This window comes from Nocardioides korecus, from assembly GCF_054778395.1.
On the sequence record NZ_BAAGZO010000012.1, the window covers coordinates 13,830 to 33,915 of the forward strand.

The 20,086-nt window shown below is 74.1% G+C and carries 17 protein-coding genes; 13 read left to right on the plus strand and 4 right to left on the minus strand.

The features are described from left to right. Window positions 1-7: 7 nt before the first annotated feature. The 3 genes from ACYVDA_RS19175 (at window position 8) to ACYVDA_RS19185 (ending at window position 3,447) form a co-directional block, all read left to right on the plus strand. On the plus strand, window positions 8-640 hold the full coding sequence (locus ACYVDA_RS19175) for a TetR/AcrR family transcriptional regulator (RefSeq protein ID WP_460820106.1): 633 nt from the start codon (window positions 8-10) through the stop codon (window positions 638-640). A gap of 79 nt (window positions 641-719) precedes the next feature. Further along, window positions 720-1,967, plus strand: a complete 1,248-nt coding sequence (locus ACYVDA_RS19180; RefSeq protein WP_460820107.1) for an NADH:flavin oxidoreductase/NADH oxidase family protein — start codon at window positions 720-722, stop codon at window positions 1,965-1,967. A gap of 88 nt (window positions 1,968-2,055) precedes the next feature. After that, entirely contained in the window at window positions 2,056-3,447 is a 1,392-nt protein-coding gene (locus ACYVDA_RS19185; protein WP_460820108.1) for an NAD-dependent succinate-semialdehyde dehydrogenase, read from the plus strand. Between the two features lie 36 nt (window positions 3,448-3,483). Here the strand turns inward: ACYVDA_RS19185 and ACYVDA_RS19190 are convergent, their stop codons facing one another. Then, window positions 3,484-3,882 carry a PPOX class F420-dependent oxidoreductase gene (locus ACYVDA_RS19190; RefSeq protein WP_460820109.1) on the minus strand — a complete coding sequence of 133 codons (399 nt, stop codon included), beginning with the start codon at window positions 3,880-3,882 and terminating at the stop codon, window positions 3,484-3,486. 79 nt (window positions 3,883-3,961) lie between these two features. Further along, a complete protein-coding gene (locus ACYVDA_RS19195; RefSeq protein WP_460820110.1) occupies window positions 3,962-4,822 on the minus strand; it encodes a 3-hydroxyacyl-CoA dehydrogenase family protein in 861 nt (286 codons plus the stop codon). A 214-nt stretch (window positions 4,823-5,036) separates the two neighbouring features. Between ACYVDA_RS19195 and ACYVDA_RS19200 the strand changes: the two genes are divergently transcribed. The 6 genes from ACYVDA_RS19200 (at window position 5,037) to ACYVDA_RS19225 (ending at window position 13,659) form a co-directional block, all read left to right on the plus strand. After that, on the plus strand, window positions 5,037-6,089 hold the full coding sequence (locus tag ACYVDA_RS19200) for an agmatine deiminase family protein (RefSeq protein ID WP_460820111.1): 1,053 nt from the start codon (window positions 5,037-5,039) through the stop codon (window positions 6,087-6,089). Next, window positions 6,086-9,046: an aminotransferase gene (locus ACYVDA_RS19205; protein ID WP_460820112.1), complete on the plus strand. Its 2,961-nt coding sequence runs from the start codon at window positions 6,086-6,088 to the stop codon at window positions 9,044-9,046. Before ACYVDA_RS19200 ends, ACYVDA_RS19205 begins: the two co-directional genes overlap by 4 nt. A 4-nt stretch (window positions 9,047-9,050) precedes the next feature. Further along, window positions 9,051-9,767, plus strand: coding sequence for an urease subunit gamma (gene ureA / locus ACYVDA_RS19210; RefSeq protein ID WP_460820113.1), 717 nt, complete (start codon window positions 9,051-9,053; stop codon window positions 9,765-9,767). Beyond that, a complete protein-coding gene (locus ACYVDA_RS19215; RefSeq protein ID WP_460820114.1) occupies window positions 9,764-11,440 on the plus strand; it encodes an urease subunit alpha in 1,677 nt (558 codons plus the stop codon). The genes ureA and ACYVDA_RS19215 overlap by 4 nt, the downstream gene beginning before the upstream one ends. A gap of 116 nt (window positions 11,441-11,556) precedes the next feature. Then, complete coding sequence (locus ACYVDA_RS19220; RefSeq protein ID WP_460820115.1) at window positions 11,557-12,906, plus strand: lipase family protein; 1,350 nt, start codon at window positions 11,557-11,559, stop codon at window positions 12,904-12,906. 102 nt (window positions 12,907-13,008) lie between these two features. Next, window positions 13,009-13,659, plus strand: coding sequence for a hypothetical protein (locus tag ACYVDA_RS19225; RefSeq protein WP_460820116.1), 651 nt, complete (start codon window positions 13,009-13,011; stop codon window positions 13,657-13,659). A gap of 259 nt (window positions 13,660-13,918) precedes the next feature. Here ACYVDA_RS19225 and ACYVDA_RS19230 read toward each other — a convergent pair whose 3' ends face one another. Next, window positions 13,919-15,427 (minus strand): AAA-type ATPase lid domain-containing protein, encoded by a 1,509-nt coding sequence (locus ACYVDA_RS19230; RefSeq protein ID WP_460820117.1) that lies wholly within the window; start codon window positions 15,425-15,427, stop codon window positions 13,919-13,921. Window positions 15,428-15,647: 220 nt separating this feature from the next. On the opposite strand from ACYVDA_RS19230, the gene ACYVDA_RS19235 reads away from it, so the two are divergent. Genes ACYVDA_RS19235 through ACYVDA_RS19250 form a run of 4 tightly spaced genes read left to right on the plus strand, consistent with a single transcriptional unit; the run spans window position 15,648 to window position 19,070 of the window. Continuing rightward, window positions 15,648-16,700, plus strand: coding sequence for an amidohydrolase family protein (locus ACYVDA_RS19235; protein WP_460820118.1), 1,053 nt, complete (start codon window positions 15,648-15,650; stop codon window positions 16,698-16,700). Continuing rightward, window positions 16,697-17,539: a metal-sulfur cluster assembly factor gene (locus tag ACYVDA_RS19240; RefSeq protein ID WP_460820119.1), complete on the plus strand. Its 843-nt coding sequence runs from the start codon at window positions 16,697-16,699 to the stop codon at window positions 17,537-17,539. Before ACYVDA_RS19235 ends, ACYVDA_RS19240 begins: the two co-directional genes overlap by 4 nt. A 5-nt stretch (window positions 17,540-17,544) precedes the next feature. Then, window positions 17,545-18,570: an NAD(P)-dependent alcohol dehydrogenase gene (locus ACYVDA_RS19245; RefSeq protein ID WP_460820151.1), complete on the plus strand. Its 1,026-nt coding sequence runs from the start codon at window positions 17,545-17,547 to the stop codon at window positions 18,568-18,570. Window positions 18,571-18,581: 11 nt separating this feature from the next. Then, window positions 18,582-19,070 (plus strand): DUF1097 domain-containing protein, encoded by a 489-nt coding sequence (locus ACYVDA_RS19250; RefSeq protein WP_460820120.1) that lies wholly within the window; start codon window positions 18,582-18,584, stop codon window positions 19,068-19,070. Between the two features lie 527 nt (window positions 19,071-19,597). On the opposite strand, the gene ACYVDA_RS19255 is transcribed toward ACYVDA_RS19250, so the two are convergent. Then, window positions 19,598-20,059 carry a winged helix-turn-helix transcriptional regulator gene (locus ACYVDA_RS19255; RefSeq protein WP_460820121.1) on the minus strand — a complete coding sequence of 154 codons (462 nt, stop codon included), beginning with the start codon at window positions 20,057-20,059 and terminating at the stop codon, window positions 19,598-19,600. Window positions 20,060-20,086: the final 27 nt, after the last annotated feature.

Sequence of the window (20,086 nt, forward strand, 5' to 3'; positions counted from 1 at the left end):
TGGCGCGGTGCCCGAGACCTCCCGCACCCCCGAGTCCAGGCCCCGGGCGTACGCCGGCGTCGGGGGCGACGAGCGTCGGCAACGGCGGCGCGACCAGCTGGTCTCCTCGACCCTCGACCTGGTGGGGGAGTCGGGGGTGGCCGGCCTGACCGTCGCGGCGGTGAGCACCCACGCGGGCCTGTCGAAGCGCTACTTCTACGAGACCTTCGCCTCCCTCGACGAGGCCGTCGGGGTGGCCCTGCAGGCCGTGCTCGACCAGGTCGCCCGCGACGTCGAGGGGTCCGACCTCGGGCCGGGGGCTGCTCCCGCCGAGGTGATCGGGGCGGCCGTGCGGGCCGCGTTGACGGCCCTGGAGGAGCCCCGGGCGGCGCGCCTCTACGTCGAGTCGGCGGCCGTCCCCGCGGCCCACGCGATCCGTGAGCGGGCCACCCAGGAGTTCGTCGACCAGGTCCTGCGCCAGGTCGTCGGTCCGTCGTACGCCGATCCGCGGGCGCAGCTGCTCGGCCACCTGCTCGTCTCCGGCACCACCCACGTGGCGACGGTGTGGCTGCGCGGCGAGCTCGACCTGGACCGCGACGAGCTCGTCGGTCGCCTGACCGCGATCGGGGTCGCTGCCGTCGAGCAGCTCGGCCCGGCCTGAGCACGCCGGCCCGGACACGGTGGTCGCCGGGCACCCCCCGCCGTTTCCCCGCCACCCCCTCGCTTGCCAGGATCCCCGCATGACCGCCGAGACCAGCACTCCCACCCCGACCCTCGGGGTGCCGCTGACGCTGCCCTGCGGCCACGTGCTGGCCAACCGGGTCGTCAAGGCGGCGATGAGCGAGCAGCTGGCCACCGTCGACCACGCCCCGACGCCCGAGCTGGAGCGCCTCTACGCGCGGTGGGCCGCCGGGGGCGCCGGCCTCGTGGTCACCGGCAACGTCATGATCGACCGCCGCTCCATCGGCGAGCCGCGCAACGTCGTCGTCGAGGACGACCGGGACCTCGAGGCCCTGCGCCGCTGGGCCCGCGCCGCCCGGTCCGGTGGCACGACCGCGATCGTCCAGGTCAACCATCCCGGCCGCCAGATCCTCGCCGGCACCTCCGAACGGGTGGTCGCGCCCAGCGACGTGCGCCTCGACCTGGGACCGGCGTTCGCCAAGCCGCGGGCCCTCCGCACCGAGGAGGTGCCCGAGCTCGTCGCCCGGTTCGCCGAGACCTCGCGGCTGGTGGTCGAGGCGGGCTTCGACGGCGTGCAGCTGCACGCGGCCCACGGCTACCTGGTCGGCCAGTTCCTCTCGCCGCGGGTCAACCGGCGCGACGACGAGTGGGGCGGCGACGCCGAGCGCCGGCGCCGCTTCCTGCTCGAGTCGCTGCGGGCCGTCCGCGCCGCGATCGGGCCCGACCGCGTGCTGTCGGTCAAGCTCAACTCGGCCGACTTCCAGCGGGGCGGGTTCACTGAGGAGGAGTCGCTGGCCGTCGTCGCCCTGCTCGACGACGAGGGGGTCGACGTGGTCGAGATCTCGGGCGGGACCTACGAGTCCCCGGCGATGAGCGACGGCGGGCGGGCACCGGTCCGGGACAGCACGCGTCGCCGCGAGGCCTTCTTCCTGGAGTACGCCGAGAAGGCGCGCGCCGTCAGCCGCCTCCCGATCCTGGTGACCGGAGGGTTCCGCACCGGCGCCGGGATGGCCGAGGCCCTCGCCTCCGGGGCCACCGACCTCGTCGGTCTCGCCCGGCCGCTGGCCCTCGAGCCCGACCTGCCCCGCCGCCTGGTGGCCGACCCCGCGTCGACGACGTCCTCGTTCGAGCTCAAGCCGTTCGGGGTCAAGAAGCTCGACGCGGCCGCCGACCTGTGGTGGACCCAGCACCAGGTGCAGCGGCTCGGGGCGGGCCTGGAGCCGGACCCCGGTTACGGTCCGCGCCGCGCGGTCCTCGACGCGCTGCTGCGCGACGGCCGCAACGTGCTGCGGCGCCGGCGCGGCTGAGGACCACCGGCGGCGGGGTGTCGGCGGGTGCGGTCGGTGCAGCATGCTGGGCCTCGTCAGCACGATCGTCCCAGGAGGAACCCCCGCCATGAGCCCAGTGCCCTACCGCTCCGTCAGCCCCACGACCGGGGAGGTGCAGTCGGACCACGACACGATCAGCGGCGAGGAGCTGGAGTCGGCGCTGGCCGCCGGCCACGCGGCGTACGCCGAGTGGAGCGCCCGCACGCTCGAGGACCGCGCCGCCGTCGTGAAGGGGATCGCCCGCGAGCTCGAGCGGCGCGTCGACGAGCTCGCCGACCTTGCCGTGCGCGAGATGGGCAAGCCCCGGTCGGAGGCGGTGGAGGAGGTCGAGTTCTGCGTCGCGATCTTCGACTACTACGCCGACAACGGCCCGCGCTTCGGCGCCGACCAGCCGATCGAGATCTCGACCGACGGCGACCGCGCCGTGGTGCAGCGCCGTCCCGTCGGGCTGCTGCTCGGCGTGATGCCGTGGAACTTCCCCTACTACCAGGTGGCCCGGTTCGCGGCGCCCAACCTGGTGCTCGGCAACACCGTCCTGCTCAAGCACGCCGAGTCGGTGCCCGGCTGCGCGCTCGCGATCCAGGAGGTCGTCGACGCCGCGGGGCTGCCGTCGGGCGTCTACCGCAACGTCTTCGTCGACCACGACCAGGTCGGGACCGTCATCGCCGACCGCCGCGTGCAGGGCGTCTCGCTGACCGGCTCGGAGCGGGCCGGCTCGGCCGTCGCCGCGCTGGCCGGGCAGCACCTGAAGAAGTGCGTGCTCGAGCTCGGCGGCTCCGACCCCTACGTGGTGCTCGACACCGACGACGTCTCCGCTGCCGCGGAGACCGCGTGGGGCACCCGCATCTACAACACCGGCCAGGCGTGCAACTCCAACAAGCGGATGATCGTCCTGGACGACACCTACGACGCGTTCGTCGACGCGCTGGTCGAGCAGGCCCGCGGCCTGACCCCGGGCGACCCGATGTCGCTGTCCGACGGCGAGTACGCCCCGCTGTCCTCGCGCCGCGCGGCCGAGACGCTGGCCGCGCAGGTGCAGGAGGCCGTGTCCCAGGGCGCGACCCTGCACGTCGGCGGGGAGCTGGCCGAGGGGGACGCGGCGTACTTCTCCCCGGCGGTGCTGACCGGGGTCACCTCGTCGATGAAGGCCTACCGCGAGGAGCTCTTCGGCCCCGTCGCCGTGGTCTACCAGGTCTCCTCGGACGAGGAGGCGCTCGCGCTGGCCAACGACTCCGACTACGGCCTCGGCGGGGCCGTGTTCAGCCGCGACACCGCCCGCGCCCAGGCAGTCGCCAGCCGCCTGGAGGTGGGCATGTCCAACGTCAACACCCCCGCCGGCGAGGGCGCCGAGGTGCCCTTCGGTGGCGTCAAGCGCAGCGGCTTCGGGCGCGAGCTCGGACCGTTCGGCATGGACGAGTTCGTCAACAAGCGCCTGCTGTACGTCGCCGGCGACGCCTGAGCGACCCTGGATCGACCCGCGTCGCGCCGCCGGGCCTCAGCCCATCGAGTGCACGCGGCGCGGGTCGATCTTGAGCACGAGGCGCTGCTGGTCGGCGCCGCCGTAGCGCGGGTAGGACCGGCCGAGGTAGCGCTGGGCCAGGACCTCGATGTGCTCCTCCCCGCCCTCGGTCGTCGCCTCGACGACCTCGCCGCGGATCTCGTGGTAGCGGCTCGGGTTCGCCGGGTCCGACACGGTCAGGGCGATGCGCGGGTCGCGCTCGACGTTGCGGGCCTTCTGGTAGCCGACCACGGTGTTGACCAGCACGTGCTCGCCGTCGTGGTCGACCCAGGTCTGGGTCAGCTGGGGCGAGCCGTCGGGCATGGTGGTGGCGACGTAGCAGGTCGCCCCCGACCGCAGCAGGGTCACGATCTCGTCGCTCAGGGTGGTGGTCATGGCGCTCCTCGGTGTGCGGTCGGGTCGGCGCGCCGAGCCTAGGCCGGGCCTCGCAAGCAGGGAGTTCAGCAGGGGGGGTTCAGCCAGGGGTGCGGGCGTGGTCGTCGAGCAGGCCGCGGCCGGACTTGACCCCGAGGTCGCCGCGGTCGACGTACGCCCTCAGGAGGCGGCGCGGTCCCTCCGGCAGCCCGTCGCGCACCTGCGCGTAGTGCTCCTCGACGGCCAGCACCACGTCCAGCCCGACCTGGTCCATCAGCTCGCACGGGCCGCGGGAGGTGCCGAGCGAGAGCCGGAAGATCCGGTCGAGCTCCTCGGGTGTCGCGACGCCCTCGTCGAGCACCATCAGGCACTCGCGCTTGATCGCCGCCCACACCCGGTTGAAGAGGAACCCAACGCTCTCGGTGCGCACGTGGAACGGCTGCAGCCCGTGGCGCTCGAGGAAGGTCGAGAGCATCAGCACCAGCGCGGGGTCGGTGTGCCCGCACGACATCAGCTCCACCGCGGTCATCGTCGGCGGCATCTGGAAGTGGGCGTTGAGCAGCCGCTCGGGGTGGCTCACCGCGTCGACCAGGTCGCTGCTCGCGTACGACGAGGAGTTGGTGGCCAGCACGACGTCGGCCCCGACCAGCGCGTCGACCTCGGCCAGGACGCGGCGCTTGAGCGCGAGGTCCTCCGGCAACGACTCGACCACCAGCCAGGCGCGCTCGACGGCCTCGGCCAGGGTCGTGTGGGTGGTCACCTCGCCGGGGCGGTCCGGCCCGAGCTCGGTGGCGAGGGCGCGGACCTGGTCGTCGACGTACGCCGTCGCCGCGGCCAGCGTCTCCGCGCTGCGGGAGTGCAGCCGCACGTCGGTGCCGCCCGCGACCAGCATCAGCGCGATGCGGCGGCCGAGCGTGCCGGCGCCGAGCACGGCGACCGGTCCGGTGGGGTGGTCGGTCACGGGGTCCTCCTGGGGTGGGTCGTGCACGCGGACGTGGGTGCACCCTGCCACGGGCCGGCGGTGCGCCCACCCCGTGCGCGGATCCGCCTCCCGGTGCGATCGGGCGCGCGCGGATCCCCCTCTCGGCGTGGATGGGCGTGCGCGGATCCCCCTCTCGGCGTGGTTGGATCGCGGCACTGCGACTCCCTCCCGCCCGTCCCCCCAGGAGAACCCCATGTCGTGGCGCATGCCCGCCGAGACCGAACCGCACGAGCGCACCTGGATGGCGTTCCCGCCCGGTGCGTCGTACGTCGCCGACAGCCCGCAGGCGGCCGACCGCGCGCGCACGGCGTGGGCCCGGGTGGCGCACGCCGTCGCGGAGTTCGAGCCGGTGACGATGGTGGTCGACCCGGCCGATGCAGCTACGGCGTCCCGCTACCTCTCCGGCGGCATCGAGGTCGTCGAGGTGCCCCTGGACGACGCCTGGATGCGCGACATCGGCCCGACCTTCGTCCTCGACGAGGACGGGCGCCTCGGCGCGGTCGACTGGGTCTTCAACGGCTGGGGCCAGCAGGACTGGGCGACCTGGGACCGGGACCAAGAGGTCGCCCGCCACGTCGCCGCCCGGCTGGGCGTCTTGGTCGTGTCGTCCCCGCTGGTCAACGAGGGTGGCGCGATCCACGTCGACGGACGCGGCACCGTCCTGGTCACCGAGACCGTCCAGCTCGACCCGGGCCGCAACCCGGGCTGGAGCAAGGAGGACGTCGAGGCCGAGCTCGCCCGCACGATCGGCGCCCGCCACGTCGTCTGGCTGCCGCGCGGCCTGCACCGCGACTCCCAGCGGCTCGGCACCCGCGGCCACGTCGACATCACCGCCACGATCCCCTCGCCCGGGGTCCTGCTCGTGCACGTGCAGCCCGACCCGGCCCACCCCGACCACGCGATCACCCGCGAGATCCTCGAGGTGCTCCGCGCCAGCCACGACGCCGACGGCAGCACCTGGGAGGTCCTCGAGCTGACGGCGCCCGAGGGCCTGCGGGACGAGGAGGGCTGGGTGGACCACAGCTACGTCAACCACCTCGTGGTCAACGGTGGCGTCGTGGGGTGCGCGTTCGACGACCCGCGCGACGCCGAGGCGAAGGCGGTCCTGGAGGCGGCGTACCCCGGTCGTCGGGTCGTGATGGTCCCGGCCCGTGACGTCTTCGCCGGCGGCGGGGGCATCCACTGCATCACCCAGCAGCAGCCGGCTGCGGGTGTCGCGGGTGTCGTCGGGGCGGTGACGGGGTGAGTGCCCACCCGCGCGAGCTGGTCGACCTGCCGGCACCGCAGGTCGACGCGGACTGGGCCGTGCGGACGGTGGCCGCGCACTTCGGGGGTCTCGGGCGCGAGGTCGTCGCGCGGGGGCTGGGCAGCAACCAGGACGCGAACTTCCTCCTGACCTCACCCGCGGGCGAGCCCGTCGCGGTCCTCAAGGTGTCCAACCCGGTGTTCACCCTCGCCGAGGTGGAGGCCCAGGACCGGGCGGCGGACGCGATCGCCGCGGCACGGCCCGACCTGCGGGTCGCGCAGGTCCTCCGCGGGTCGGACGGCGCGGCGCTGCGGGCCTTCGTGGACACCCCGGACGGCCCCGCCGTGGCCCGCCTGGTGCGGTTCCTCGGCGGCGGCACCCTCGCCGACCGGGGTCACCTCTCCCGGGCGGTCGTGGCCCGGCTGGGGGAGCTCGCGGCCCTGGTCGACGTCGCGCTGGCCGGCGCCGACCTCGACGTCCCCGAGCCCGCCCGGCTGGCGCAGTGGGACCCCCGCCACGCCGCCGACGTGCTGGCGGCCCTGGGGGCGTCCCTGCCCGAGGACCGCCGCGCGCGGGTGCTGGCGGCGGCCGCGGACGCGTGGGACCGGGTCGCGGCCCTCGCCGACCAGCTGCCGCTGCAGGTCGTCCACCTCGACCTCACCGACGACAACACGGTCCTCGGACCGGGCCGCCTCGACGGCGTCATCGACCTCGGTGACCTCACCCGCACCTGGACGGTGGCCGAGCTCGCGATCACGATCAGCTCCGTCCTGCACCACCCGGGCAACGCGGCGGTCGACGTGCTGCCGGCGGTCCGCGCCTTCCACGCGGTGCGACCGCTCAGCGCGGCCGAGGTCGACGCGCTCTGGCCGCTGGTCGTCCTCCGCGCCGCCGTCCTCGTCGCGAGCGGCTGCCACCAGACGGCCCTCGACGGCGACAACGCGTACGCCGAGACCCGGCTGGTCCGCGAGTGGCGGATCACCGAGCAGGCGCTGTCGCTGCCCGCCGAGGTGATGACCGGCGTCCTGCGTGCGGGTCTGGGCCTCCCGTCCGGGGCCGGCGCCTTGCCGGAGTCGCACGGTCCGGTCGCCGACCTGGTCGACCCGGCCGACCAGACCGGGCCGTCCGGCGTCGAGGTGCTCGACCTCGGCTCCACCTCGCCGCTGGTGGACGAGGGCGCCTGGCGCGACCCCGACGTCGTCGACCGGGTCGTGGGCGACCTCCTCGGGGTGGGGCGGCGCGCGGTCGTGACCCGCTGGGGCGAGGCGCGGCTGGCCGGCACCACCGGCCCCGCCCACGAGGCGCCGGCCACCGTCGCCACCGGCGTCGACCTGTGGACGGCTGCGCCGACCGACCTGCGGGCCCCCTGGGCCGGTCGGGTGACCCGCGACGAGCACGGCCGGGTCGTCCTGGCCGTGGACGACCTCGACCTCGTGCTCTCGGGGCTGTCCGGGCGGCCCGACCCGGCCGCCGGGACGACCGTCGCGGCGGGGGAGGTCCTGGGCACGACGACCCCCGGCTCGCGGGTGCGGATCACCCTCGGGCGGGACGCCGCGCGGACCCCCGAGGCGGTCGCGGCGGCGTACGCCCCGGGGTGGCTGGCGGGCGTCCTCGACCCCGCCCCCCTGCTCGGGCTGGCGCCGACGCCGGCCGCCGACGTGGTCGGCAGCGGCACGGCGGACGCGCTGCTGCGGCGGCGCGAGCGCACCGTGGCCGAGGTGCAGGAGCACTACTACCGGACGCCGCCGCGCGTCGAGCGCGGCTGGCGGCACCACCTGGTCACCGACGAGGGCCGGCCGCTGCTCGACATGATCAACAACGTGGCGATCGTGGGCCACTCCCACCCGCGGATCGCGGCCGTGGCCGCCCGGCAGCTGCGGCTGCTCAACACCAACTCGCGGTTCCACTACGGGGCCATCGCGGAGTTCGCCGACCGGCTGGGCGAGCTGCTGCCCGACCCCTTGGACACGGTCTTCCTGGTCAACTCCGGCTCCGAGGCGACCGACCTCGCGCTGCGGCTGGCGATGGTGGGCACGGGGCGCCACGACGTGGTCGCGATGGCCGAGGCCTACCACGGGTGGACCTACGCCTCCGACGCCGTGTCCACCTCGGTCGCGGACAACCCCCACGCCCTGGAGACCCGCCCGGACTGGGTGCACACGGTCCCGGCGGCGAACCCCTACCGCGGTGCCCACCGGGGGTCTGACGCCGGGCGCTACGCCCCCGAGGCGGTCGCGCGCATCGACGCGCTGGCTGCGGCCGGTCGCCCGCCGGCCGCCTTCGTCGCGGAGGCCTACTACGGCAACGCGGGCGGGATGGCCCTGCCCGACGGCTACCTCGCGCAGGTGTACGCCGCCGTGCGTCGCCACGGCGGTCTGGCCGTCGCCGACGAGGTCCAGGTCGGCTACGGCCGCCTGGGGCACTGGCGCTGGGGCTTCGAGCAGCAGGGGGTCGTCCCCGACGTCGTCGCCGTGGCCAAGGGGGTCGGCAACGGCTCGCCGGTCGGGGCCGTGGTCACCACCCGGGCCGTGGCGGACGCCTACCGGGGCGCGGGCTACTTCTTCTCCTCCGCCGGCGGCAGCCCGGTGTCCTCACGGATCGGTCTGGCCGTCCTCGACGTCCTGCGCGACGAGGGCCTCCAGGACAACGCCCGCGTCGTCGGCGACCACCTGGCGACGCGCCTGCGGGAGCTGGTCGCGCGGCACGACCTCGTCGGTGCCGTGCACGGCCACGGCCTCTACCTCGGGGTCGAGCTGGTCCGCGACCTGGTCACCCTGGAGCCGGCCGCCGAGGAGACCGCCGCGATCTGCGAGCGCATGCTCGAGCTCGGGGTCGTCGTGCAGCCCACCAGCGACCGGCAGAACGTCCTGAAGATCAAGCCGCCGCTGTGCCTGGACGTCGCCTCGGCCGACTTCTTCGTCGACACCCTCGACCGGGTGCTGGGGGAGGGGTGGTGACCGCGTGCGCCTGACCCCCTCCGAGCGCGACCGGCTGCTGATCTCGACGGCCGCCGACCTGGCCCGGCGCCGACGGGCGCGGGGACTGCTGCTCAACGTGCCCGAGACGACCGCGCTGGTGGCCGACACGGTGTGCGAGGCCGCCCGCGACGGACGGCGCCTGGCCGAGGCCGAGGCGGCGGGACGCGCCGTGCTCGGGCCCGACGACGTGCTGCCCGGCGTGCGCGAGGTGGTCGGGGTGGTCAAGGTCGAGGCGGTCTTCGACGACGGCACCCGGCTCGTCGTGGTCACCGACCCCGTCGGCGGCCCGGACCCCCAGGAGGGCGACCTCCCGCCCGGCGGCGTGCTGCTCGGCCCGGCGCCCGACCTGACCTGGGACGACGTGGTCGAGGTGGTGGTCACCAACACCGCGCAGGTCCCGATCAGCGTGACCTCGCACTTCCACTTCCTGGAGGCCAACCCGCGGCTGCGGATGGACCGTGCGGCGGCGTACGGCCGGAGGCTGGCGGTGCCCGCCGGGTCCTCGGTGCGCTTCGGGCCCGGCGAGACCCGCACGGTCGGGCTCACACCGATCGGCGGTCAGCGGGTGGCGATCGGCTTCGCGGGGCTGGTCGACGGGCCGCTCGACGCCCCCGGCGCGCGCGAGCAGGCGCTGGAGCGGGCCGTCGCCTGCGGCTACGAGCACGAGGTCGGGTACGCCGGCCCGCAGGAGGCGTCGTGACGTTCACCGGACGCGACCAGGTCGGCGCCTACGGACCACGCGCCGGCGACCGGGTGCGCCTCGGCGACACGGGCCTGGTCGTCGAGGTCGAGTCCGACAGCAGCCGCGCCGGGGACGAGTTCGTCGTCGGGTTCGGCAAGACCGCCCGCGACGGGCTGCACGTGCTCGCCGCGAAGGCCCGGGAGACCTGCGACCTGGTGATCAGCAACGTGCTGGTGATCGACGCGGTCCTGGGGGTGCGCAAGACCTCGATCGGCATCCGCGACGGGCGGGTCGCCGCGGTCGGGCGGGCCGGCAACCCGCACACCCTCGACGGCGTGGAGGTGGTCGTCGGGACCGGCACCACGATCGTGGCGGGCGAGGGCCTGATCGCCACCGCCGGCGCGATCGACACCCATGTCCACCTGCTCTCCCCGCGGGTGGTCGAGGCCGAGCTGGCCTCCGGCGTCACCACCGTGATCAGCCAGGAGTTCGGGCCCGTGTGGGGTCCCGGCATCAGCACGCCGTGGGCGCTGCGCCGGGCGTTCGCGGCGTTCGACGCCTGGCCGGTCAACGTCGGCTTCCTGGGCCGCGGGTCGACCTCGGCGCAGGCACCCCTGGAGGAGGCCCTGGTCGAGGGCGGGGTGTGCGGCTTCAAGGTCCACGAGGACATCGGCGCGCACACCCGGGCGCTGGACTCCGCGCTCACCGCCGCCGAGGCGTACGACGTCCAGGTCGCCCTCCACTCCGACGGCCTCAACGAGTGCCTCTCGGTCGAGGACACCCTCGCGGTGCTCGAGGGACGCACGATCCACGCCTTCCACGTCGAGGGCTGCGGCGGCGGGCACGTGCCGAACGTGATGCGCCTGGCCGGCGAGCCGAACGTGATCGCGTCCTCGACCAACCCGACGCTGCCGTTCGGCCGTGACGCGGTCGACGAGCACTTCCACATGATCGTCGACGCCCACGACCTCAAGCCCGACCTGCCCGGGGACGCCCTGATGGCCCGCGAGCGCATCCGGGCCAGCACGATGGGGGCCGAGGACGTGCTGCACGACCTCGGCATCATCGCGATCACCTCCTCCGACGCCCAGGGCATGGGCCGGGCCGGGGAGACGATCCGCCGGACCTTCGCGATGGCCTCGAAGATGAAGGCCGAGCGCGGGGCGGTCGACCTGCGCCACGACAACGACCGGGCGCGGCGCTACATCGCCAAGCTGACCCTCAACCCCGCGATCGCGCACGGGCTGGCCCACGAGGTCGGCTCGCTGGAGGTGGGCAAGCTGGCCGACGTGGTGCTGTGGCGGCCCGACCACTTCGGGGCCAAGCCCGAGCTGGTCCTCAAGGCCGGCTTCCCGGCGTACGGCGTGACGGGGGACCCCAACGCCAGCATCGACGCCGCCGAGCCGCTGGTGATCGGGCCGCACCTCGGCGCCCACGGGCCGACCGCCGCCGAGCTGTCGGTGGCGTTCGTGAGCCAGGCAGCCGCGGAGTCCGAGGACGACCACCTCGCCACCCGTCGCCGCCGGGTCGCGGTGCGCGGCACCCGCGGGATCGGCCCGGCCCAGATGGTCCACAACGACCGCGTCGCCGAGGTGCGGGTCGACCCGGTGGGCCGGGTCACCGTCGACGGCGAGCACGTCCACTCCGAGCCGGCCGACACCGTCGCGCTGTCCCGGCTGTACTTCCTCTGACTCCCGGCCCGGGGCGCGGCGCGGCCCGGCGGTGAGACGGGGAGGTGCGGGCGGGGCCGGACGGGGATCATCGTGGAGCACCCGGCCGCTCGGCCGGGTCGACGCCCGGGAGCCCGATGTCGCACCGCCCGCACGCCCAGCACCCCACGCCCGAGCCCGGCCCCCGGCTGCGGCCGCGCGAGGACCCCTTCCACCGGGCCCCCGACGGTCTCGCCGAGCTGGCGCCGGGCGAGCTCGTGCGCAGCCGGTCGGTGTCGCTGGCCTACCTCGGAGCCGTGCGCCAGGAGCGGATGACCGCCTGGCAGCTGGCCTACCGCAGCACCGACCTGCACGGCCGGCCGGAGCTGGCCGTCACCACCCTGGTGCTCCCGCACCTGGCACCTGGCGGCGCTCCGCGCGGGCTGGTGGCCTACCAGTGCGCCATCGACGCGGTCTCCGACCTGTGCTTCCCCTCCTACGCGCTGCGCGCCGGCAAGCTGCCCCTCGGGGCGCTGCCGCCGCTCGAGCTGTCCTTCATCGGCGACCTGCTCGAGCGCGGGTTCGCGGTCTCCGTCGCCGACCACGAGGGGCTGCTCGGAGTCTTCGGCGCGCCCCGCGAGCCCGGTCGCCGGGTGCTGGACGGCGTCCGGGCCAGCCTCGCCTTCGAGCCCGCGGGGCTGTCGCCGCGCAGCCGGGTGGGGCTCTTCGGCTACTCCGGCGGGGGGATGGCCTCGGCGTGGGCCGCGCAGGAGGCGCCGGCGTACGCCCCCGAGATCGACCTGGTCGGCGGCGTCCTGGGCTCCCCCGTGGGCGACCCGGGCGAGGCCTTCGTCAAGCTCAACGCGACCTTCTTCGCCGGACTGCCGGCCATGGTGGTGGCGGGCCTGGCCGAGGTCTACCCCGGCCTCGAGCAGGTCATCGAGGAGACCACGACCGAGCGCGGCCAGCGCCGGCTGGCGCGGCTGCGCCGGCTCACCACGACGGCCGCCGTGCTGCGCCACCGCCACCAGGACTTCGACGACTTCGTGGACGTGCCGCTGGCCGACGTGCTGGCCCGGCCCGAGGTGATCGAGGTCTTCGACGACCTGCGGCTGGGCCACGAGGTGCCGCAGTGCCCGCTGCTCGTGGTGCAGGCGACCCGCGACCTGGTCATCGACGTCCGCGACGTCGACGCCCTGGTCGAGAGGTACGTCGCCGGTGGCGCCACCGTCCGCTACGTCCGCGACCAGGTGAGCGAGCACATCGGGCTGATGGTGCTGGCCCAGCCGATGATGCTGGCCTGGATGGAGGCGCGGTTCGAGGGCCTCCCGGCGCCGTCGGGCCAGGCGACGTCCGCGCTCGTGCTCGACCCGCGCTCCTGGGGTGGGTACGCCGCCCTGCTCGCCACGACGCTGCGCCTGCTCCTCGGTCGCGGCGGGGCGGCCCGCAGGCAGGCCGCGGCCCCGGTGGCCGACTCGTCGCCGGCCCCCACGGCCGGGGCCGCCTGAATTCGGTCGTGCACTCCTGGTTTCATCTTCAACTTGTGGGGCACTCCTGAGGGACCTCGCGCCGCCCGTGGTGCGGGGCTTCCCCACCTCACCAGGAGAGACATGAGCACCCACGAGAAGACCCCGCTGGACCGCGAGCCCGCCGACCGCACCGGCCGTCCTGTCGCCGACGAGCCCGCCACCCTGAGCCGCAAGGAGGCCGTGGCCCGCGGCAAGGAGCGCTTCGGCGGCGTCAAGGTCTTCTGCGCGTTCTTCGGGTGGATCACCGCGACCGGCATGGCCGTGCTGCTGACCGCGCTGATCGCGGCTGCGGGTGCGGGTGTCGGGCTGGTCTCGAGCGCCTCGCAGGTCGCCGGTGCGGCCAAGAGCCAGGGGATCTCGACCAGCGACATCGGCTGGATCGGCGTGATCGCGCTGCTCGTGGTGGTGTTCGTGTCCTACTACAGCGGTGGCTACGTCGCGGGCCGCATGGCGCGCTTCGACGGTGCCCGTCAGGGCCTGGCCGTGTTCGGCTGGGCCGTCGTCGCGGCGATCGTCGTGGCGGTCCTGGGTGCCATCGGTGGCGCGAAGTTCGACGTGCTGAACAACCTGAACAGCTTCCCCCGGATCCCGTCCAGCTTCGGTGACCTGACCCTGGCCGCCGTCGTCGCTCTGGTCGGCGTCGTGGTCGTGGCCCTGGTCGGCGCGGTGCTCGGCGGCCTGGCCGGCATGGCCTTCCACCGCCGCGTCGACCGCACCGTCCTCGGTCGCTGACCCACCCGGAGGAACAGCCCGGAGAACAGTCCCGACCCCCGGACCGCCCTGCTGGTCCGGGGGTCTCGTCGTCCCCGGCCCGCTGCCCCGGCCTGGACCGGCCCGGCAGAACTAGCCGCGTGGCTAGTACCGCTCAATGCTCACGAACGGCACGATCGGGGTGTCTCGCCCAAAGCGGAGATGGCAGGGTCGTCGTGGGTGGCACCGGGGGGAGTCATCCGCGGCGGCCCTCACCCGGCCGACGTCGTGTGCCGCCGCCTCAGCGGGGCAGCCTGATGTCGAGCTGGGCGAGCTTGCGGTAGATCGTGGCGCGGCTCATCCCGAGCTCCTCGGCGGCCGCCGCCATGGTGACCGACTCCTGGGTCAGCACCCGGATGATCTCGTCGCGCTCGAAGCTCTCGATCCGCGACAGCTTGCGGGTCGAGCCCGACAGCAGCGCCGGCGGCAGGTGACGCAGGTCGATGGTGTCGGTGATCATCGCGGCCTGGCGCACCACCTCCTGGAGCTCGGCCACGTTGCCGGGCCAGGCGTGGTTCTCCAGCACGTGCTCGGCGGCCGAGGTGACGCCGATGTCGCGGCCGCGGGTGCGCCGGGCCAGGTGGTGGGTCAGGGCCACGACGTCGTCGGTGCGCTCGCGCAGCGGGGGGAGCGGCACGACGGTGTCGACCAGCGCGGCCAGCGGCGCCGGGATGTCCTCGAAGCGGGCCGCGGTCAGGCACAGCGGCACGTCGGTCGTCGCCGCTGGGCCGCTCGAGGAGCTCCGGGCGTGCGTCAGGGCCGGGACGGTCAGGTCGGCGATCCGCTGGGCCACCCACACCGGGAGGTGGTCGACGTCGCGCGCGACCACGGCGGTGTGCGGCTTGCCGACCTCGGGCAGCCACAGCGAGAGCCACGTCTCGGCGTCCTGGGGGTCCGGCGGGCTGGCGGCCAGGATCCGGCCGCGCGGGTGGTGCAGGCGCACGGCCTGCGCCAGCAGCGTGGTGCGGCCCGCCCCGGCCTCGCCGACGACCGCGACCACCCGGCCGTCGCGGAGCGCCTCCCGCACCCGGCGCAACGCGTCGGTCCAGGTGTGGCCGAGGTCGGCGGTCGTCCCCGAGCCCGGCTCGAGACGGGGCGGGACCACCCGGAAGACCTCCCCGCGCGCGGCGGGCCGCGCCTGGAGGCCGCCCGAGCGCGAGAGCATCAGCGAGGAGGTGTTGCTGGCCGCCGACTGGGCCAGGGCCAGCAGCAGCTCCGAGGTGGAGTCCGACCAGGTGGTCAGGTTGACGGCCCCCTCGAGCCGGCCGGTGTGGGGGTCCAGGACCGGCACGGCGGCGCAGGTGTAGGTGCACAGGCTCAGGGAGTAGTGCTGCTCGGCGCGCACCAGGGCCGGCGCCCGATCGGCCAGGGCGAGCCCGAGCCCGTTGGTGCCGGCCTCCCGCTCGCTGTAGGCGAACCCCGGCGCGAGGTGGACGCGGTCCAGGGCCCGGAGCAGGGCGTGGTCGCCGCTGAACCGGTTGAGGACCAGGCCCTCGGCGTCGGTGAGCATCATGCTCACCGGCTCGTCGGCCAGGGTCCGGTGGAGCGCGGTCAGCACCTCGTGCCCGCACTCCTGGAACAGCGACCCGACGTCGTGGGTGCCGGTGAAGACCGGCTCGACGCTCTCGAGGGGGACACCGTAGTCCTCGCTGCGACGCCAGGACTCGCGCAGCCGGTGGGGCAGCTGGTCCAGGACGACGTGGCCGGCCCCCGCGTCGAGGTCGTGCGCCAGCCGGGACCGCTCGGTCACCCCGCACCTCCGACCTGCCCGGCACGGCGCCGGAGTGGGCCGCGTCGCGGTGTGACCCAGGTTACAGAGCGAGGTCGGTCGTGCGCGACCGACCCGTGTCTCAGGACGAGACGCGCCAGTCTCAGATTGAGACTCCGCGACCGGCCGCGGGGCCTGGCTCCGACCTAGCGTCGCCCGCACCGAGTGTGACAGACGTCACGACGAACGCGAGGAGCCCTTCATGTACAGCAAGGACGGCGAGAACTACTTCATCGTCGACGCCCACGTCGCCCTGTGGGACGCGCGGCCCGAGAACCAGCGCAACATCCACGGCAAGCAGTTCATCGACTGCTTCTACGACTACCACGCCAACCTCAGCCCCGAGTCGGAGACGTGGACCTACGAGGACTACCTCTACCAGGGCGGCGAGCGCCTGATGAAGGACCTCTTCACCGACGGGTACGTCGACCACGCGATCTTCCAGCCGGCGTACCTCGGGGAGTTCTACAACAACGGCTTCGGCCAGACCGAGGAGGCCTTCGCGCTCACCCAGGCCAACCCCGACAAGCTCACCTACAACCACAACTTCGACCCGCGCAACGGCGAGGCCGGCCTCGACCAGCTCCGCGCCGACGCCGAGCGCTTCGGCCTCAAGGGCGTCAAGCTCTACACCGCCGAGTGGCACGGGGAGTCCCGCGGCTGGAAGCTCGACGACCCGTGGGCCTACCGCTACTTCGAGGTCTGCCGCGAGGTCGGGATCAAGAACGTCCACGTGCACAAGGGCCCGACCATCCGCCCCCTGGACCGCGACGCCTTCGACGTCGCGGACGTCGACAAGGTCGCCACCGACTTCACCGACCTCAACTTCGTGGTCGAGCACTGCGGACTGCCGCGCCTGGAGGACTTCTGCTGGATCGCCACCCAGGAGCCCAACGTCCACGCCGGTCTCGCCGTCGCGATGCCCTTCATCCACACCCGTCCGCGCTACTTCGCCCAGATCATCGGCGAGCTCATGTACTGGATCGGGGAGGACCGGATCCAGTTCTCCTCCGACTACGCGCTGTGGACGCCGAAGTGGCTGGTCGAGTCGTTCGTGGACTTCCAGATCCCCGAGGACATGAGCGAGTACGCCCCGCTGACCACCGAGGCCAAGAAGAAGGTCCTCGGCCTCAACGCCGCCAAGATGTACGACATCCCGGTGCCGGCCGAGCTGCAGCTGCCCGACGCCGACGAGCCCGCCACGGGTCCCCGTGAGCCCGAGGCCGCGGACCGGGACCTGGCCGGCGCCCGATGACGGCGACCCTGCGCCACGAGGCGCCCGTCCCACCCGTCCGGCCGGTCCTCGGTCGGGAGCAGGTGCTGCGCGCGCTGGACGTCGTGATCGACCCCGAGCTCGACGAGCCGATCACCGACCTGGGCTTCGTGCGCTCGGTCGCGGTCTCCGACGAGGGGGCCGTCGAGGTGCACCTGCGGCTGCCCACGTCGTTCTGCTCGCCGAACTTCGCCTACCTGATGGCCTCGGACAGCAAGGACGCGCTGGTCGCCCTCAACGGCGGCCGCCCGGTGGTCGTCGAGCTCGACGACCACCACGACTCCGACCTGATCAACGTCGGCCTGGCCGCGGACGCGGGCTACAAGGGGACCTTCAAGCACGAGGCCGAGCAGGACCTCGAGGAGCTGCGGGCGACCTTCCGCCGCAAGGCCCACACGGCCGCGAGCGAGCGGGCGCTGACCGCGCTGCTGCGCGCCCGTCCGGACCTGACCGAGGCCGACGTGGCCGGCGTACGGCTGCGGGACCTGCCCGAGGGTCCGCAGCGCGCGGCGCTGACCCGGCGCCGCGAGGGCGTCGGGCTGCCCGACGACCCGGACGCGCTGGTGCTGGTCGACCACACCGGGCAGGGGTACGCCGAGGTCGACGCGCCGCTGCAGCTGCGCCTGGCCCGCTCGACACGGATCTCGATCGACGGCAACGCCCACTTCTGCCGGGGGCTGCTGCGCACCCGCTACCCCGGGTCGGAGGCCGACCAGGTCAACCGTCCCGAGGGCGCCGAGCCCGCCGACGCGGCGTACGACCCGACGTTCCTGCCCGTGCCCCAGATCCCCACCCGCACCCTCGAGGAGGCCCCCCAGTGAGCACCATGCGAGCCGTCCAGGTCGTCGGCTACCACCAGAAGCTCGAGATGACCGAGCTGCCCGTCCCGGAGCCGACCGGCCCCTTCGACGTGATCGTGAAGATCGGCGGAGCGGGGGTGTGCCGCACCGACCTGCACATCCTCGAGGGGCAGTGGCAGGAGAAGTCGAACGTCGCGCTGCCCTACACGATCGGGCACGAGAACGCCGGCTGGGTGCACGCGGTCGGCAGCGCGGTGACCAACGTGAAGGAGGGCGACACGGTCATCGTGCACCCGTTGGTCACCTGCGGGCTGTGCCGGGCGTGCCGGTCGGGTGACGACGTCCACTGCGAGGCCAGCCAGTTCCCCGGGATCGACACCGACGGCGGCTACGCGGAGTACCTCAAGACCTCGGCCCGCAGCGTGGTCAAGATCGACGCCTCGCTCGAGCCGTCGGACATCGCCGCGCTCGCCGACGCCGGGCTCACGGCGTACCACGCGGCGGCGAAGGCGGCCCGTCGGCTGCGTCCCGGGGACACCTGCGTCGTGATCGGCGCCGGCGGCCTGGGCCACATCGGCATCCAGGTGCTCAAGGCGATGACCGCGGCCCAGCTGGTCGTGGTCGACCGCAACGCCGACGCGGTGAAGCTGGCCCTCTCGATCGGCGCCCACCACGGCGTCGTCGCCGAGGGCGGGCAGGTCGACCAGGTCCTCGAGCTCACCGGAGGCAACGGCGCCGAGGTCGTCGTGGACTTCGTCGGCGAGGGCGGCGCGACGGCCGAGGGGGTGCGGATGCTGCGGCGGGCCGGCGACTACCACGTCGTCGGGTACGGCGAGAACATCGACGTCCCCACGATCGACATCGTCTCCACCGAGATCAACTTCATCGGCAACCTGGTCGGCTCCTACAACGACCTGTCCGAGCTGATGGTCCTCGCCGCGCAGGGCGACGTGAAGCTGCACACCGCGAAGTACGCCCTGGACGACTTCCAGAGCGCCGTCGACGACCTGGACAACGGCCGCATCCGCGGTCGCGCCATCCTCACCCCGTAAAGGAAGTAGTCATGAAGAGTCTGCTGGGAGTCGCGATCTCGGTCGGCGTGCTCGCCGGGTTGTGGACCTTCGTCAGCGTGGAGCTGACGCTGGTCACCTGGGTGGCGTTCGTCGCCTGGGCCTGCTTCTTCGCCGCCGGCGGAGGGACCGGGGGGCTGGCCAAGGGCCTGGCCGCCAACGTCGCCGGCGTCTTCTGGGGCTGGGTGATCAGCCAGGGCCTGGACCACGTCAGCAAGTCGACGCTGGCCCTGTCGGTCATGGTCACGGTGATCGCCTTCATCCTCTGCCTGGAGGCCGCCCTGCCGCTGCTGTCCTTCATCCCCGGAGGCTTCGCCGGCACGGCCGTCTTCTTCGGCACCGCCTTCGACCTCACCGGCACCCTGGTCGCGGTCGTCGCCGGAGCGCTCCTCGGCTTCGCCTCGGAGTTCCTCGCCGGCAAGATCCAGGCCGCCGTCGACCACCAGGGCTCGCCCGCCGGCACCACGGCAGCGCACGCCTGACCCCTCCGCGACCCCGGCCCACCTGATCGGTGGGCCGGGGTTGCTGGTGTGCCGGGGGTGTCCGGTGGGCGGTGGCGCCCGGGGTGGCGGGGTAGTCCCTGACGATGTGGCTGGACGAACCGGGCACCGGACGACCAGGTCGTCAGGGGGGTACCCCCGGCGCGGGGAGGTCGGCGTACGGCGGCGTGCGGGGGGCGGTCGGGGGGTCGGGGGTCGGGGGTCGGAGGTCGGGTAAGGCCTACAGGTGCGGCCCCGCTCTGCAAATGTCGCGCGTGAGCCTGGTGTGCCGTACGTCGATCACCGGGCGCCACTTTCGCACGGGATCGCTCTGCCAATGTGACGCCGAGACCACCTCCACGCCGGGGCGGGATCCCACGGGCCACATTGGCAGTGGTCTGCCGTGCCAATGTGACGACCGGGGCCAGCCCGCTCCGCCAGGGAGACCCACCCGCCACATTTGCAGGGCCCCGCCCGCCGGGCACCCATCCGCAGGCCGCCCACCCGCAGGCCGCCCACCCGACGACCCCTCAGCTCGTGACGACCAGCTCGTTCTCGACGACGTGGTGGCCGGCGGTGCAGCGCAGGTCGAGGTCGACCTCGTGGTCGCAGCCGTCGTGGAGCCAGGTGGGGGAGCCGCCCTCGGGGGAGTGCTTGCGGCTCCAGCGGCCCAGGGCGAGGAGGACCGGGAGCAGGTCGTGGCCGCGCTCGGTGAGGACGTACTCCTGGCGCGTGCGGCGGCCCTCCTCCTGGTAGGGCCGGCGCTCGAGGACCTCGTGCTCGACGAGCTCCTTGAGCCGGGAGGCGACGACGGCCTCGCTCAGGCCGGTCAGCCGGACCAGGTCGTCGAACCGCGTCGAGCCGTAGAACGCCTCGCGCAGCAGCAGCCACGCCGAGCGGCTGTTCACGACGCTCAGCGTGCGGTCGATGGGGCACCGGTCGCCGACGGGACCGCGGCGGCGGGTGAGTCTTCCGGAGACGCGCAGGGGCATGTGACCCACCCTAGGTCCTGTCTTGTG

What these genes read in the sequence shown, in the direction of transcription:
- ACYVDA_RS19190 (WP_460820109.1), bottom strand. Translation starts at nt 3,882, where the DNA reads ATGACCACCACCCTGAGCGACGAGATCGTGACCCTGCTGCGGTCGGGG.
- ACYVDA_RS19245 (WP_460820151.1), top strand. Translation starts at nt 17,545, where the DNA reads ATGCGAGCCGTCCAGGTCGTCGGCTACCACCAGAAGCTCGAGATGACC.
- ACYVDA_RS19235 (WP_460820118.1), top strand. Translation starts at nt 15,648, where the DNA reads ATGTACAGCAAGGACGGCGAGAACTACTTCATCGTCGACGCCCACGTC.
- ACYVDA_RS19240 (WP_460820119.1), top strand. Translation starts at nt 16,697, where the DNA reads ATGACGGCGACCCTGCGCCACGAGGCGCCCGTCCCACCCGTCCGGCCG.
- ACYVDA_RS19185 (WP_460820108.1), top strand. Translation starts at nt 2,056, where the DNA reads ATGAGCCCAGTGCCCTACCGCTCCGTCAGCCCCACGACCGGGGAGGTG.
- ACYVDA_RS19225 (WP_460820116.1), top strand. Translation starts at nt 13,009, where the DNA reads ATGAGCACCCACGAGAAGACCCCGCTGGACCGCGAGCCCGCCGACCGC.
- ACYVDA_RS19220 (WP_460820115.1), top strand. Translation starts at nt 11,557, where the DNA reads ATGTCGCACCGCCCGCACGCCCAGCACCCCACGCCCGAGCCCGGCCCC.
- ACYVDA_RS19250 (WP_460820120.1), top strand. Translation starts at nt 18,582, where the DNA reads ATGAAGAGTCTGCTGGGAGTCGCGATCTCGGTCGGCGTGCTCGCCGGG.
- ACYVDA_RS19200 (WP_460820111.1), top strand. Translation starts at nt 5,037, where the DNA reads ATGTCGTGGCGCATGCCCGCCGAGACCGAACCGCACGAGCGCACCTGG.
- ACYVDA_RS19180 (WP_460820107.1), top strand. Translation starts at nt 720, where the DNA reads ATGACCGCCGAGACCAGCACTCCCACCCCGACCCTCGGGGTGCCGCTG.
- ACYVDA_RS19255 (WP_460820121.1), bottom strand. Translation starts at nt 20,059, where the DNA reads ATGCCCCTGCGCGTCTCCGGAAGACTCACCCGCCGCCGCGGTCCCGTC.